The organism is Erysipelothrix sp. HDW6A, from assembly GCF_011400295.1.
Lineage (GTDB): Bacteria > Bacillota_I > Bacilli_A > Erysipelotrichales > Erysipelotrichaceae > Erysipelothrix.
Genome location: NZ_CP049859.1, coordinates 415,901 through 432,591 on the forward strand (window position 1 = coordinate 415,901; position 16,691 = coordinate 432,591).

General features: G+C 35.2%; 13 protein-coding genes. 8 read left to right on the forward strand and 5 right to left on the reverse strand.

Going from position 1 to position 16,691, the window contains the following annotated elements:
• Positions 1-231 precede the first annotated feature (231 nt).
• From msrA to G7059_RS02270, 4 genes are all read right to left on the reverse strand, one after another.
• Positions 232-675: a peptide-methionine (S)-S-oxide reductase MsrA gene (gene msrA / locus G7059_RS02255; RefSeq protein ID WP_240920553.1), complete on the reverse strand. Its 444-nt coding sequence runs from the start codon at positions 673-675 to the stop codon at positions 232-234.
• Between the two features lie 26 nt (positions 676-701).
• The gene (locus G7059_RS02260; RefSeq protein ID WP_166080477.1) at positions 702-848 is read right to left on the reverse strand and encodes a hypothetical protein; all 147 of its coding nucleotides are present in this window, start codon (positions 846-848) and stop codon (positions 702-704) included.
• 11 nt (positions 849-859) lie between these two features.
• A complete protein-coding gene (locus G7059_RS02265) occupies positions 860-1,324 on the reverse strand; it encodes a 4Fe-4S single cluster domain-containing protein (protein WP_240920524.1) in 465 nt (154 codons plus the stop codon).
• Positions 1,325-1,400: 76 nt separating this feature from the next.
• Positions 1,401-3,731 (reverse strand): anaerobic ribonucleoside triphosphate reductase, encoded by a 2,331-nt coding sequence (locus tag G7059_RS02270; protein ID WP_166080478.1) that lies wholly within the window; start codon positions 3,729-3,731, stop codon positions 1,401-1,403.
• 171 nt (positions 3,732-3,902) lie between these two features.
• Here G7059_RS02270 and G7059_RS02275 point away from each other — a divergent pair, with 171 nt between their 5' ends.
• On the forward strand, positions 3,903-4,109 hold the full coding sequence (locus G7059_RS02275) for a helix-turn-helix transcriptional regulator (protein ID WP_205700223.1): 207 nt from the start codon (positions 3,903-3,905) through the stop codon (positions 4,107-4,109).
• Here the strand turns inward: G7059_RS02275 and G7059_RS02280 are convergent.
• On the reverse strand, positions 4,086-5,240 hold the full coding sequence (locus G7059_RS02280; RefSeq protein WP_166080479.1) for a MalY/PatB family protein: 1,155 nt from the start codon (positions 5,238-5,240) through the stop codon (positions 4,086-4,088). The genes G7059_RS02275 and G7059_RS02280 overlap by 24 nt on opposite strands.
• Before the next feature lie 502 nt (positions 5,241-5,742).
• Here G7059_RS02280 and G7059_RS02285 point away from each other — a divergent pair.
• The 7 genes from G7059_RS02285 (at position 5,743) to G7059_RS02315 (ending at position 16,642) form a co-directional block, all read left to right on the forward strand.
• Positions 5,743-6,498, forward strand: coding sequence for a DUF1266 domain-containing protein (locus G7059_RS02285; RefSeq protein ID WP_166080480.1), 756 nt, complete (start codon positions 5,743-5,745; stop codon positions 6,496-6,498).
• A 146-nt stretch (positions 6,499-6,644) separates the two neighbouring features.
• Complete coding sequence (gene secG, locus G7059_RS02290; protein ID WP_166080481.1) at positions 6,645-6,869, forward strand: preprotein translocase subunit SecG; 225 nt, start codon at positions 6,645-6,647, stop codon at positions 6,867-6,869.
• 44 nt (positions 6,870-6,913) lie between these two features.
• A complete protein-coding gene (gene rnr / locus G7059_RS02295; RefSeq protein ID WP_166080482.1) occupies positions 6,914-9,013 on the forward strand; it encodes a ribonuclease R in 2,100 nt (699 codons plus the stop codon).
• Entirely contained in the window at positions 8,988-9,434 is a 447-nt protein-coding gene (smpB, locus tag G7059_RS02300; RefSeq protein WP_166080483.1) for an SsrA-binding protein SmpB, read from the forward strand. Before rnr ends, smpB begins: the two co-directional genes overlap by 26 nt.
• Positions 9,435-9,724: 290 nt before the next feature.
• Complete coding sequence (locus G7059_RS02305; RefSeq protein ID WP_166080484.1) at positions 9,725-13,915, forward strand: Ig-like domain-containing protein; 4,191 nt, start codon at positions 9,725-9,727, stop codon at positions 13,913-13,915.
• 239 nt (positions 13,916-14,154) lie between these two features.
• Positions 14,155-14,709, forward strand: coding sequence for a LemA family protein (locus G7059_RS02310; protein ID WP_166080485.1), 555 nt, complete (start codon positions 14,155-14,157; stop codon positions 14,707-14,709).
• A 46-nt stretch (positions 14,710-14,755) separates the two neighbouring features.
• The gene (locus G7059_RS02315) at positions 14,756-16,642 is read left to right on the forward strand and encodes a DUF2207 domain-containing protein (protein WP_166080486.1); all 1,887 of its coding nucleotides are present in this window, start codon (positions 14,756-14,758) and stop codon (positions 16,640-16,642) included.
• Positions 16,643-16,691: the final 49 nt, after the last annotated feature.

Here is a 16,691-nt window from a genome sequence, read left to right on the forward strand (position 1 = left end):
GAGGTTTGGAGATTGATTTCATGAATTTTAGCAATGGCACTTGCTAAGATTTGATATCACTTCCATGACTGACAGAGCCTACCAAACAATGTCATTCATTGCGCTTATGGATACATTATACACAGATGATGATAGAATTACTAACAATATGCGACTAAGTGATAAAGTTTTATTGCAAATTTATATAATAACGAAGCTATTGACCGACTTTGTGAAAAAAAGAGCGAAAATTTACCCTTTTCGCTCATCTTTCAACTCTTCTTGTTTAATTACTGAGAAATCAACATGGCAGTATCCACCCGGATTATTGATTAAATAGTTCTGATGATAGTCTTCAGCCTTTACAAAATTTTCTAGTGGTAAGACTTCTACAACTAAGTTCTTGTCGAATTTATTTTGATAGGAGTCTACTACTTTCTTGATGCGCTCTAGTTCTTCTTCATCTTGAGTATAGATTCCAGTTCGATACTGTGTTCCAATATCGTTTCCTTGTTGATTTAAAAGAGTTGGATCAATGATTCTAAATAAATGATTAACGATATCTTCTAATGAAATAATAGCGTGATTGTAGAAGAGCATTACAGCTTCAACATGCCCTGTTTTACCTGTGCATACTTCCTCATAGGTAACTTCTTCACTATTTCCGTTGGCATAACCAACAGACGTATTTACAATCCCTTTAAGTCGATTAAAATATTCCTCTACACCCCAGAAGCATCCCCAGCAACTGTAATCACTTTAATATCTCGAGTTAACATAAACATCCCTCCGTTTGTTTTCATAATATCATATCTTGGTATGAACTCCTCAACATATGCAAAGAAAAACCTCTTGAATCTAAAACTCAAGAGGTTAATTATTATACGAATATATCGTCATCTCTGTCCTTATCATCTTCAGGAGGATCAACATACACTGTTGATTCTACAGGTTTTCCTGCTTCCAATGATTTCGGAACATCAATAATTCGTTGATTAGTTGATCCTCTAAATAAGGCGGACATACTTTTCTTACGAATCATAAAGCGTCCATCAATTACGATATCTAGTAAGCTTAGAAACTTCATGACATACGGATCATGATGTCGTTGCAAGGCTTCATATTTAAATCCAGTATAGGACCAAAGGTTGTAGCCTTCTTCCTTTAGTGCTTTCGCAATATGATAGAGAGCTTCTGCTTGGACAAAAGGTTCACCACCGGAAAAGGTAACTTTCTTTAATCCAGCATCCAATACTTTATCGATAACTTCAGAAACTTCAATCTCAGTTCCACCTTCAAACGGTATTGATTTTTGATTGTGGCAACCGGGACAGTTGTGGGGCATCCTTGTGTAAAGATTACAGTCCGAATACCTTCACCATCAACGATTGAATCAGAGATAAATGAGCTTAAATTTACTTTCATAAGAGATCATGTTTTACACGATCGTGTTCTTCAGCACGTTTTGCATTGTTGAAACGATCGAGTGTTCCTACAAGGTAACCTGTAATACGACGGATTCTCTCAAAACCAAAGTCGCCTTCAGTTTCATGACGTCCACAACTTGGACACTCGTCATTGATGATTCCTGTATATCCGCAGACTGGATCACGGTCTACAGGGTGGTTAACGGCCCCATAACCAATTTGATAGTCATGCATCATACGTACAACTTCTTCAAAGGCTTCTAGGTTTTGAGTTGTATCACCATCAAGTTCTACATATGTGATATGTCCACCGTTTGTGAGTGCGTGATAAGGCGCTTCTAATGCAAGTTTGTCTTTAATTGAAATATCAAAGTAAACAGGAACGTGGAATGAGTTGGTATAGTAATCACGGTCAGTAATTCCTTCAATGTTTCCAAATATTGAGCGGTCAATTGCTACGAAACGTCCAGATAAACCTTCAGCAGGAGTAGCGATTAAGGAGAAGTTTAGACTTGTTTCTTGCGCATAAGAATCTGCTTTCTCACGCATATGCTTAACGATTTCTAAGCCAAGTTCTTGAGACGCTTCACTTTCTCCGTGGTGCTTACCTGTTAATGCTTTAAGGCATTCTGCAAGACCAATGAAACCAAATGCTAAAGTACCATGTTTTAGTACTTTGTGTAAGTTGTCTTTTGGACGAAGTGACTTAGAGTTTTTCCAAACACCTTGTCCAAGTAAGAATTTAAAGTTTGAAACACTCATATTACATTGAATACGATAACGTTCTAAAAGCTGTGTCTTTGTAAGTGCCAGTAGATGATCAAGTTCATGATAGAAACCTTCCATGTCAGGTTTCTCATTGTTTAAGATTCCGTGTTTGATACCTAAACGTACTAAGTTGATGGATGTAAAGCTTAAGTTACCACGACCAACTACAACTTCATCATCAGGATCGTTAATATCACTCATTACACGTGTACGACATCCCATATAGGCAACTTCAGTCTCATAACGACCTTCTTTATAGTATTGCTTATTGAAGTCAGAATCGATGAATGAGAAGTTAGGGAAGAGACGTTTAGCAGATACTTTAATTGAAAGTTTGAATAAGTCGTAGTTAATGTCTTCAGGGAAGTAGTTAACTCCTTCTTTAACTTTAAAGATTGAGATAGGGAAAATTGGAGTTTCTCCCTTACCAAGACCTTTATCTAGAGCTTTAAGGTAGTTCTCAATTACCATACGGCCTTCAGGAGATACATCAGTACCAAAGTTAATGGAACTAAATGGAACTTGAGCACCTGCACGTGAGTGCATAGTATTTAAGTTGTGGATGAATGCTTCCATTGCTTGGAATGTAATTCTATCTGTAACACGGACTGCTTTATCATAAGCTTTGTTAATAATGCTTAAAGCCATATCGCAATCTTTAGTGAATTTTCCAAAGTCATTAACGTCAATTGTGATTGAAGTAAGACCATCGATATGTTTTAGAATGCCTTTCATATCAACATCATCAAGCATGTCGGATATTTCTAAAAAGTCGTAAACTCTTTGTTTTAATTGTTTCTTAAATGTATAGAGAACTCCAGGAGCCATATAATAGTCAAATGCAGGAATACTTTGTCCACCATGTTGATCATTTTGGTTGGATTGAATAGCGATAGCTGCAAGCGCAGTATATGACATAATATCTTTAGGAGGTCTTAAGTGACCATGACCTGTTGAGAATCCATGGGAGAATAATTGTTCTAAGTTAATTTGGTTACATGTAGTTGTGCCCATTGGTAGGAAATCCATATCATGAATATGAATTTGTCCTGAATCATGTGCTTCATAGAAGTCTTGATCCATTTGGTATGCTTTCGCAAACTCTTTAGAGATTGTTGAACCGAATTGGAGCATCATTCCCATTGGACTGTTACCATCAACGTTTGCATTCTCACGCTTCTCATCGTTTTCGATTGATTCTTTATGATTCAATTTTTCAATCGCTTTAAGGAATTTATGTTGCTTAGAAATAAAAATCTTACGTGATTCATTGCGACGGTTACGGTATGAAGAAAATGCTTCATATACATCTGTAAAGTTTTGACGCAATAACTCTCTTTCAATTAGGTCTTGAATGTATTCAATTGAAATAAATTTTTCGTTTTTTGCGATTTCTTCAATCTGTCCAAGGACAGCATTATAAACATGATTCACATCATCTGCATTATATTTTTCAGTTTCTAATGAATCAAAACCTTTTTTAATCGCAACAGCAATCTTCTCACCGTTGAATTTAGCTTTTTGATTATCTCGTTTTAAAATCGTAATATTTTCCATAAATCTTCCTCCATTTTTGTTCGTATCTCTATCATAACTGCTTATTATAAAAAAATCTTCTAATTCATGTGTGAAATGTATTTGTACATCACTTCACAAGTTAAAACATTAACTATTTAACGTTTATCGTTGTTGATTTGTGATATACTGAATAAAAGGAGACAAATTACCATGATTATAGTAAGACTTGATCGCGTAATGGCGGATCGAAAAATGACACTAAGAGAATTATCGGAAAGAACAAGTATTTCTGAAGTAAACTTATCAAAATTAAAAAATTCAAGGGTGAAAGCAATACGCTTTTCAACCTTGAATGCAATTTGTACAGAACTCAAATGTCAACCTCGAGATATTTTAGAATTCGTTTATGATATTTAATATTTTGTCGCAAAGTTTCTCAACATAGAAATGAGGAACAGCGATGTTTAGTCGTAAGAATCCTTCGCCATTGTCGCCAAAGATAGAACCATTATTACCACAGATATGACCATCTTCTTTAATACACTTGAGAATCTCTGGGTATGCTCTAAAATCTAGCCATAGTAAATAGGTTGCCTCGAGTGGGCTAATTACTACCTTAGTATCTTTTAATCGGGAGATTATTGTATTCGCATTCTTCTCAATTTCTAAGATTGTTTCATTGAGCCAATCCACACTATCACGGTATGCATATTCTAATGCTTGGAGTGCTAATGCATTCGCTCCTATATTATTGTAACGCTCACTATGTTCGATAAATCGATTGCGGCAAGCTTCATCTCGAATGATAATATTAGACAACTTCATACCTGCTAGGTTAAATGTTTTACTAATTGAAGTACAGATAGAAGCCTTTGGGTCGATTGCACCATAACTCACAAAATCAAATCCTGGCATGATTAAATCAGCGTGAATTTCATCACTGACAACAGGTTTATCATATTTTTTACTCAGCTCATAAATCTTTTGCAGTTCTTCTTGAGTCCAAATACGACCAATAGGGTTATGAGGATGGCATAATATCATCATTTTTGTGGTATCCCTTGCGAAAGCTTGTTCTAATGCATCGAAGTCAATGGTATAGTATCCTTCGTTATTGATTAGTGATACAGGAACACACTCTCTATGAGTTTGTTCTAGTGCACGATAGAATGTCTGATAAGATGGTGTTAATAATATGACGCCATCTTTTTCTTGTGTCATAACTTCAAGCAGTGACTTAATCGCCGTAATTACTCCAGGAACAATCACAATATCTTCTTTAGTAATGTTGAAGTGGTAACGATTTTGAATCCAATCTACCACGAGCTCATAATATTCTTTAGAAGGTCCTGTATATCCAAGAATTCCATTTTCTAGATAATCTTGGAGTTGCTTTGTAATCTGAGGAGCTGTTTGCCATTCCATTTCTGCAACAGTAAAAGGTACAATATCTTCTTCTGCAATATTGGAATCAACATCCAACATAGCATCCCATTTGAAACTTCTTCCAAAACGTTTAATAGCTTTATGATCATAACTATACGACATAATAATCTTCCTCCCTTATATTTGCGGTATTTAGATAAATCATAGAAATATTGCTAATAGATCGAGTACGTATGAAACTATTATAACCAATCTAGACTCATATGGAAAACTAAAAAGTTTAGGGTGGTTCTTGTTTCCAAGAAAAATATTCCAAACTTACACTCTCAATGAAATCATCGTACATGAAAAGTACCATGATATAATACTATTATAGTTTATAAGGATAAAAGACTCTTTGAAAGAGGAGTGAACTTGGTCATAAACAATGTACTAAGTCTTTGAAGTAGCCAAGATAGAGAAAGGATTCTGTACTATGTGTGTTTTTTGTAAGATTGACAAAAGAGAATTCTTTTTCTTGTGGCTCTTCCTCATGTAAATATTCAGTACGTACATAAAAATATGTAGATAAATCCCCTTAAGAAACAATGGATTTCATGTAAATTTGAATATTAAAACAAACATGATATCATTACCATATATATAAAGAAGAGGGGTTTATATTTTGAGTAGGAAGAAAAAATTTAAAGAATCACTTATTGATATGGGTAGATTGATGTTTACCAATGCCCAGCCTAGTTTTAAAACAGGTATCGCATTAACACAAGAGGAAGCAAGAGCACTAGTCTTCGGAGCGTTCTTATCATCAAAAAATGATATGCCATTTGACACGATTGAGCTCTATGGTAAGGAACAAAGACATCGTGATGTTCTTGCTGATTACTGGGGTGTAACAGATGAAGCATCTGCAAAAAGCACTTTAGAATGGTTGGTCAATGAGGGACATAGAACAACAGGACAGAATTATGGATTTAATGATGTTTTCCAAGTATATCGAGGAATCTCCACTCTTAGTCAAGAAGAAATAAATAGTATCAAGCAAAACTATGCGACAGAATTTACTACCTTAGAGAAACTTGAAGAAATTCTTAAAAAAGATTTCTATTTCTCGGAAAGCCAACTGAATTCAATAAAGACAGTTTCAGCTTGGGACTTTGATCGTCTTGTAACTGTTGCTCGTTGGTGTAATGCATCGGCATATATATCAAGAAAAGAAGCTTGGAACTATATTTATAGAGCTGCGCAACTTGGTGCAGAAGAATATAGTGATTGGGAATTCTATTTAGCAGCAACAGTTATGGGTAGAGTTATTTGGAGTCAATCTGATGAAATTGATTCGTATGATATCGAAACCATGCAAAACTTAATGTCAAAATCAGGAAGTTTGTATAAAAAACATCCATTTAATATGGAATACTAATTTAAGAAAACAAATCAATCTTAGAACCAAAACGAATGTACAGGTCTTATAGAATATATTTTGATTGTAAAAGCTACCGTAATTTGATACACTAATGTAGTAAATTACGTACTTATAAAATTAAAAAAAGAAAAGGTGTGAGTATTATGAGTAAAGTATTATTACTTATCGTATCAGCGGTATTGATTATTCTATCACTTCTACAAAGTGGTAAGACAGAAGGGTTCTCTGGAGCATTCTCTGGAAGCAAAGGTTTAGATTTATTCTCAAATACAAAAGAACGTGGCTTTGAAAAAACACTTTCAAACGCAACGCTTGTAACGGGAATTCTTTATATTGCTTTTGTTGTTATTACTCTACTTAGTCAATAGAAAACCGCTTGATAGCGGTTTTTATTTATTAGGAGGCAACAATTATGTCAAAGTTCGAAAATATTCGAAGTGTAATATTAGGTAATAAGGTTGTGATGTCATTAGAAAATTGGCATCAACAATTAAAAGAAGAAGCAAGTATAACAGAAATTAACCAAGCTATTGATGAGATGGTTCATGAGTCTGAAATCGTACTCGCTAATGATACAGTGTATCCAATTGACAACAAACGTTATGCAGTTGGTACTTTTAGAGCTGTTCGTGATTCATTTGGTTTTGTGGAAAACGAAGCAGTTTCTATATATGTAGGTTCTAAAGATTTTGGTAATGCTATTGATTTAGACACAGTACTCGTAGAAATTATTAGTGCTGAGAAAGAATTTGGCAAGATTCTTCATGTAGTAAAACACAATCGTGAAGTTCTATTAGGAACCTTGAAAGTTAAAAAGAAGAAACTGATTTTTGAATCATATGATACAAGAATTCATAAAGACATTGAATACACTACAAAACTTGAAGTAAAAGAAAATGATCGAGTCATTGGTCACATTCAGTCAATTGACGACAAAATATATGTGGAAGTAACTTCCGTTCTTGGGCAAGCTGATGCACCAGGTATGGATGTTCAGTCTGTTCTTTTTGTATATGGGATTGATGTTGATTTCAATGATGATGTGAAGAAAGAAATTCCAAGTATTCCCAAGGAAATAAATCAAGAAGACACAAAAGGCCGTATTGATCACCGTGATCAATATGTCATTACTATTGATGGTGAGGATGCAAAAGACCTTGATGATGCAATATATATGGAATCATTAGCTAATGGTTACCGTTTATATGTGCACATTGCGGATGTTGCTCATTATGTAAATGCTAAGAGTGCAATAGGTCAAAGCGCTTATGAGAGAAGCTCCTCGGTATATATGGTTGATAGAGTTGTACCTATGTTACCCAAGGAATTATCAAATGGTATCTGTTCGCTACACCCTCATGTCGATCGTCTTGCAATGACTGTTCAGATTGATATTAACTTTAACGGTGAAGTTATTGATTACCACTTATATGAATCAGTGATTCAATCGAAACGTCGTATGAGCTATAACGAAGTAAATACCTCTGAAGATTTAGAAGAAGTCTCAACCATGGTTCATATGATGTTAGATTGTGCTTCGCGTCTGAAGTATAAGAGAGAACAAGCGGGATCAATAGGTTTTGATAGTGATGAAAGTAATTTCGTCATTGATAATAATGGAAAAGTATTAGATATCTACCGTCGTGAAACAGGCGAAGCGGAAGAAATGATTGAAATGTTTATGGTTATTGCTAATGAGGTAGTGGCACAGATGGCACGTTATCAGTACATACCTGTACTTTATCGTGTGCACGATAAGCCAAGTAAAGAAAAGATGCAAGATTTATCGCATACTTTACGTGTTTTAGGATATAGAATGAAGGGTAACCTTGAAGATATCCATCCTAAAGAATTACAACGAGCATTGGAGTTCTTCAAGGACAAACCAGAACTACCAGTAGTATCAAAATTAATGCTGCGCTCAATGAGTAAAGCTAAGTATGGAGAAGAACCTACAGGTCACTTTGGACTTGCTTTGGATGATTACACACACTTTACATCCCCAATCCGTAGATACCCTGATTTACTGTTACACCAACAACTTAAAAAATATGCCATACATCAAAATCGTAAAGATTTAGAAAAAGATGAAAAATTTGTAGTTGAAGCTGGAAAATATGCATCACAAAAAGAACGTTCAATTCTTGATGCAGAACGTCAAGTTGAAAAGTTGAAAAAAGCTCAATTTATGCTTGATAAAGTAGGCGAAACTTTTGTAGGATATATAAGCGGAGTCACCAACTTTGGGATTTTTGTTGAGCTTCCGAATACAGTTGAAGGACTTGTCCATGTTCGCACATTGAAAGATGATTACTATGAGTATAATGCAACCGCTCAAAAGATGGTTGGAGAGCGTACAAAGACTACATACAGCATAGGTCAGAAAGTAAAAGTTAAATGTGTTGAGATTGATATGGCAGAATGGGTCATTCATTTTGAATTAATCGTACCTAGAAAATCTAGACGAAAGGGGCGTAAACCAATTTATGAGCGTCGTCGCAAAAAATCGTAAAGCATATCATGATTATTTTATTGAAGAAGAGTTTGAAGCAGGGCTTGTGCTTGTAGGAACTGAAATAAAGTCTATCCGTCAAGGTCACGTGCAGTTAAAAGATGCTTTTATTTCTATTGTTAATGGAGAAACATGGATAAAGGGAATGCATATTGGTCATTATGATCAAGGCAATCGTTTTAACCACGATGAAACTCGAGAAAGAAAACTTCTTCTAAATCGCCATGAAATTGAGAAGCTTAATAAAGCTCAAACATTAAAGGGATATACAATCGTTCCTCTAGATGTACATTTATATCGAGGACGCGCTAAACTGAAGATTGCACTTGCTAAAGGTAAACATCTTTATGACAAGCGTCAAGTAGAAAAAGAACGATCAATAAAACGAGAAATACAAAAGAGTCTCAAAGGACAGTATTAGTAAATAATTAGATAAACAAGGTGCACCTTAAGGTGTATCTTGTTTTATTTTTGCTTAAAATCAATCATTTTTAATCATTTGAATATATCTTATAGACCACTCGTGAAAATGTGTCAACTTATATTCACGGTATAATTATCGAAAAATGAAAATATTCTTGACTTTCATTACAAAAACTTAACAACTCATGACATTCTACATAAATTTTAATATAAATATTATATATTAGTGTCCGGTATTAATTTAAAGAGAAACACTCTTTTTTTTTGGAAAACTTTTAGGGGGACATTATGAGGAAGACTACCAAGAAACTAAGTAGTATTTTAGTTTGTTTGTTTTTACTAACGACTATGATAGTACAAAATGTTGGATTGTTTGATATTTCAGCAAACACATATCCAACAGCACCAGCAATGCCTGTTGCAAACGAAGTTGTGTATACTGAGGAAAGCACAGTAATCGTTAGCACAGCAGCAGAATTTATTGAGGCTTTTAAAAACAATCTAATTTCAAGAATTGTTTTTAGCAACGATATTGTTTTTTCTAGAACAGAAGAGAATACATTACAAGGATTATATCTATCTCGATCCTTGCAAGTTGATGGTAATGGATTCGCGATGTCTCTTGAAAACTCAGTTGCTCAAAATGACTTATCAGGGTTCAAGCTAAATAGAACAACGGAACCATTAACTGTTCATTTTTTAAATATCGATTTAAAGTTAAGAGGAAGAAACTTTATTGACAACTATAACTTAACTGACGCAGGAAAAAACTGGCAAATTATCTTGGAAAATGCTGATTTTGGTCCAACAGAAACAGGTAACCAAGTGCAGCGAGTTATTGTTGGTGGACTTGCTCACGTTTTTTTACGTGGAAAAGTCACTATGGTATCAAATGCAGAAAACTTTTACATTGGACAAATTACAGTCGAAGAAAATGCGGAAATATATGGAGAAGCAAACTTCTATAATTTTTCAACATGGTGGTTCAATAATGCTGGAGCACAGGGTGACGTAAATATTGGACCCAATGCAAGCGTAAAATTAAAGACACTAGGTGGAATAGCATTTCCTGCAATATATCAACACTACACAGGGATATACATTCATAAAGGTGCATCATATATTGCTGAAGCAGAAGGTAATGCTGTGCGATTCGATAGAACATCAGGTGTAAATAGAAAATTCCTATATGTTTTTGAAGATGCTTCGATTGCTTTAAGTAGTAGACAATCTCAACCTATAATGGAGTGGAACACACCTGCTGACGTATACTCAGCACCAGGTTCAGAATTTTACTTAATTGGTAAGTCCGTATCAAATCTTAACACAATGGTTAGAGCGGATTCTGCTTATAGCGTTGATAGCTCTCTCGTATTGAATAGCCCTCTTCGCTACGACATTAGAAATGATAATTCAAGATATAAGGCATTTAATGTTAGAAATGATTTCAGATTCGAAATTCTTAATTCTGATATTGAAACATGGAATGCAGGAAATTTAGAATTAGATAAGAACCCCGATAATAGTAACTTTTTGGCTACCTTATTGACTCTTGGAACTAAAGCGATAGAAGGAACTACACCTGAATTACTAGCAGGCTGGGATACAAATAATTATGCAAGAATTACTGGTCTTAATGCACATCCAGAATTGACATTTGATGAAATTACAGATGCTCATAAAACATTTAGTGTAAATGCAAGTGTATTAGGAAAATCATCTTGGGCAAATCAAGTTCAAATAACAGCACAAAACGGTGATTACAAAACTGAGGGTCCAAACGGAGCAGATGGTAAATATACATTTACAACTGATGACTTCTTCAAGGCAGGAACAGAGTTTACAGCTACAGGATATCGTGGTATCCCTTACTGGACTACCTTAGACACAGCTAAGACAATTGTAAAAGATGTTACTCCACCTACTCCGGCAGTAGTCCCTGCTAAAATATTAGAGGGAACTACAACAATTTCTGGTACTGGTGAGATTGGCTCAACAGTAAGTATTACAGTTAATGGAGTAAAACAAAATGTTTCAGCAACTGTAGATGCAGAAGGTAAATTTACATTAGATACATCAAGCGTAGATTTAGTAAATGGTGACATTGTAAGAGTTTATTTACAAGATGCAGCAGGAAATATAAACCCTGATATTCAAACACAACTTCATCAAGCTACATTTGAACCAGCAAGTTCAATTGAAGTCGTTAAGAAAGCAATAATTAATGCTCCAGAGTTTATTGAAATAGAAGTAAATGGAGTCTACGACGTAACTGCAAACGTTGAAGGATTTGATAGTAAAGGGAATTCTGTTTCGTTAGGAACGGGAGCCTTTGATATTCAACATGTTACTAATGTAGATACAAGTAGTGTTGGAGTATATTCAACAGAGTATACAATGCAAGATTCAGCTGATCCAAGCCAAATTGTTAAAGCAACTACAAAAGTAATTGTAAAAGATGCAAATACAGTAATTGATTATGAAAACGATTATATCATCTCAGCAAATCACTTTAAGATTCATTCAGATGATGTAGATGTTGAAGTGAAAGATGCACAACTAAGAGATAAGACAGGGGTGTTCTCATTTAGAATTTCTGATGGTAAACCATTATATCCAGTTATTAAAAATGACTCATCTTATTCTTCGAAAGTTGGAGGGTATGTAATTGAATTTACTACTGCAGAAATTGCTGAAGCTAGCAAAAAAATAGTTGCGTCAGTTTATTCATCAACAACAATAATGGATGACAACTATATGATCAATGCGAATGATTTCTACATTCATAAATCTAAAGTACAAGGTGAGGAAGATTTCTTCAATGCAGATTATGGAGATATTTATGCATGGCACCGTACGGATGTCGATGCACCTGCAACAATAGCAATCACAAACAGTGAATATCGAGCTGGTGTAGATGTTGGAAGCTATGGAGCTGAAATTGGAATTGTAGAAAATGGCGAATTACCAATCAGTATGATAGTAGCAACAGTTCATGATAAAGATAACATTGGTAAAATAGACTATATCAACAACAATTATGTAGTCGGTGGTAACAATATTTATCTATCAGCTCTTGACGCTAAAAATATAACAATTAATGATCTACTTGAACTCGGTAAAGTGAGAGCTTGGCAAATTGATCATTACTCAAAAGAAACATTAGCAGTATTGTTAGAATCGGATTATAAAAGCGAAGTAGGAAACTATACTGCAACATTCGCTGTTAATGACGAAAGAAATAATGTTGTTACAATAAATATTATAGTTAAAGGGGAAGATGTTGTTTCTGCAGGAGATAAATATATTCTTGCTGCAAATAATGTCAGAATCCCATATACAGAAGCTGTAAATATTCTAGATGTGAATGAGTTTATCACTTTATCAAGTGCTAATATTACTGAAAAAATTACTAATGTTGTCAAATCAACTTTAGAAGCATTAACTGGAACTATTGAGATTGATTCAACAGACTTTACTGCTGAAGTTGGAACTTATGAAATGATTTTTTCAATTCAAAGTGAACCAACAACAAAAGCGAAAATAACAATCGAAGTTTATGACGATGTACCACCAGCAGCACCACTTGTCGATCATGTGGAAGCTGGAGATACCAGTGTAAGTGGCAGTGGCGAACCTGGAGCTGATATTACCGTAACGCTACCTGATGGTACAGAAGTAACTACTACAGTAGATGAAAACGGACAATGGACAGTAGACACACCAGCACTCGAAGATGGTGATGTGATTACTGTGATTCAAACAGACAAATCAGGCAATGCATCAGACCCAACAGAAGTAATCGTAACTGACACAACTGCACCAGCAGCACCACTTGTCGATCATGTGGAAGCTGGAGATACCAGTGTAAGTGGCAGTGGCGAACCTGGAGCTGATATTACCGTAACGCTACCTGATGGTACAGAAGTAACTACTACAGTAGATGAAAACGGACAATGGACAGTAGACACACCAGCACTCGAAGATGGTGATGTGATTACTGTGATTCAAACAGACAAATCAGGCAATGCATCAGACCCAACAGAAGTAATCGTAACTGACACAACTGCACCAGCAGCACCACTAGTCGATCATGTGGAAGCTGGAGATACCAGTGTAAGTGGCAGTGGCGAACCTGGAGCTGATATTACCGTAACGCTACCTGATGGTACAGAAGTAACTACTACAGTAGATGAAAACGGACAATGGACAGTAGACACACCAGCACTAAAAGATGGTGATGTGATTACTGTGATTCAAACAGACAAATCAGGCAATGCATCAGACCCAACAGAAGTAATCGTTACAGATACAACAGTGCCAAACGAGCCTGAAGAGATTACTCCTGAAGAAGATTCTCCAAGATTACCTTCAACTGGTATTGGAAATAATTATTTAGGATGGCTATTATGCTTGCTCGGTCTATTAATTCTTATGTATAAAAAAATTGAATCATATAGAATTCAATTAGAAGACTAGTAATAGTATTTGAACCGGCAATACACAGTAGTGTCGGTTCTTACTATGCATTTATAACGCCTAGCGAACGAAATCCGATTGTAAAAGGATAGTATGTAGTTGTAAATGCAACATACTGAAAGGTTAACACAGGTTTCGTGCACTCGTTACACGTTAATTGTTAAGAAAGTTTCAAATTGTCTTAATTGACAATCGTCATATTTCGATGTACTATAAAAGTAATACAGGAGGTATTTATTATGCAATTTCTAATCGGGTTTGGAGTTGTATTAGTATTAATAGTTATTTTCTTTATCTCACAATACAATGGATTTGTAAGAATGAAAAATATTGTTGAAGAAGCATTCTCAACAATGGATGTATATCTTAAGAAACGTTATGATTTAATTCCAAATGTTGTTGAAACTGTAAAAGGTTATGCATCACACGAACGTGAAGCATTAGAAGGTATTATGGCAGCACGTAACCAAACGGCAAATGCTGCAACACCTGAAGATCGTTTAAGAGCAGAAGGAGAAGTAAGTGGAGTATTAACTCGCTTGTTTGCCCTAACTGAAAGCTATCCAGATCTTAAAGCAAATGTTAACTTTATGGATCTCCAAAATCAATTGAAGTCAATTGAAACAGAGATTGCTCAATCACGTAAGTACTACAATGGAACAGTTCGTCAATACAATACAAAGTGTGAAGTATTCCCTTCAAATATTATTGCAGGAATGTTCAACTTTACGAAGAAACCACTCTTTGAGGTAGCTAACGAAGCTGAGCGTGAAAACGTTAAAGTTCAATTCTAATTTAAGAGGGATCTTCCCTCTTTTTTTAAACATAAAGGAGTAGAACATGAGAAAAATTAAGTTCCTATTTATTAGCATACTTCTTTTCGTTATCACACTCGTTCCGGTGAGCGCTGACTACAACGCTAGTGGAGCGGTTGCTAAGAACATTGATGTAACGATCAATGTTAACGAACAAGGGGTAGTAGAAGTTAGAGAACGTCTTACATTAGATTATTTTTTACCAAGACAAGGGTTTTATCGTGATATACCACAAGAATATCGCATGACATTTGATGGTGAAACTAAAACCCATTTCTGGCCAGTAGAAAACTTCAAAGTTATCAGTAATGACTCTGTAGTTCAGACTGATGATTCTAGAAATGGTAAAGTATATCGTTTTGGTGAACAAGGAAAATATATTACTGGTGAAAAGACATATGAGTATTCCTATGAAGTTCATATGAGAGATATGAAAGCTCCGTATGGACAGTGGTTCTACTATAATGTTATAGGAGATACGTTTGATTTTCCTTTTGAATCGGTGAATTTCACAATCAATCTGCCGAAAAATTTTAATACGGAATATCTAAAGGTACATGCAACACGAGATAACTTGCCAGTTGATTTTGAAGTGAATGGAAATACAATAACTGGTAGTTATTCAAAAGAACTATTTCACCAAGGACTGACTGTAGATTTACAGCTTCCGAATGGATATTTTGACTTTCCTACATTCAATTACACATTACCAGTAGGGATTGCTGTATCAGCTGTTTTAGTTGGTGTCATACTGTTGTACTTCCTATTCGGTAGAGATTTAGATGTCGTTGAGTCAGTAGAGTTTGAGGCTCCAGAGGGAATTTCAAGTGCAGAGGTAGGTTATATTTATCGAGGTCATGTAAAAACTAATGATATTGTCTCGTTGATAGTCTACTGGGCATCAAAAGGCTTCTTGATGATTGAAGAATTGGATGAAAACGGGTCAAACTTAAGACTTTTAAAAGTGAAAGACCTTGAAACTGAAAATGACGCTGAGCGTAAAGTCTTTAATGCTCTATTTAGAAATAGAGATGAAGTCACAACAGATAAGCTAAACGAAACGTTTGGAAAACATGTTCAGTCAGCATCAATGTCATTAATGAACAGATTTAAACGCGATAAGTCGATGAAAATTTTTGATACAAAGGCAAGTTTCTTTAAAGTATTATCAGCAATAGTATTGCCACTTAGCATGGGCTTATTTACAGCAACTGCAAGTATTGAAACATCCGGATATAGCGGTGATTTCTTAATTGGTTTAGCAGTAGGTGGAATAGCATTCTTAATCTCAACAGTTATTGGTGTCATCACTTTTGTACGAGATGGTATTAATGCAGTTTCCAATAATCGTTTAACATGGATGATAAACATACCTGTTTTAGCGATAGTATATATTACAGTGGTTTCATACACTGAGATGTCCACAATGTCGATTATATATTTTACAGTAATATTTGTAATCTTCATTCTAGCACTTATTGCGACTGCAAACATGGGTAGACGTACAAAAGTTGGTTCACGTTATTATGGACAAATTCTAGGGCTTAAACGCTTTATCGAAGTTGCTGAAGAAGATCGTATTCGTGCTCTAGCAGAGGAAACACCTGAATTATTCTACAACATTCTTCCTTATGCCTATGTTTTAGGAATAACTAACACATGGATTAAACGCTTTGAACACATAGCAATTGATAATCCAGATTGGTATCAAACTTATGGAACAGGAACAGTCCTTAGAGATATGTATATTTGGAATAATATTAATCGCTCATTATCAACACTTAATCATGCAATGACCAGTGTACCTGCATCAAAAGGCTCATCAGGAGGCGGAAGCTTCGGTGGTGGTTTTGGTGGCGGTGGTGGCTATGGTGGCGGCGGCTTTGGCGGCGGTGGCGGTGGCACCTGGTAGTTCAATAAAATACACAACTGTGAGTTCATAACTCACAGTTTTTTAATTA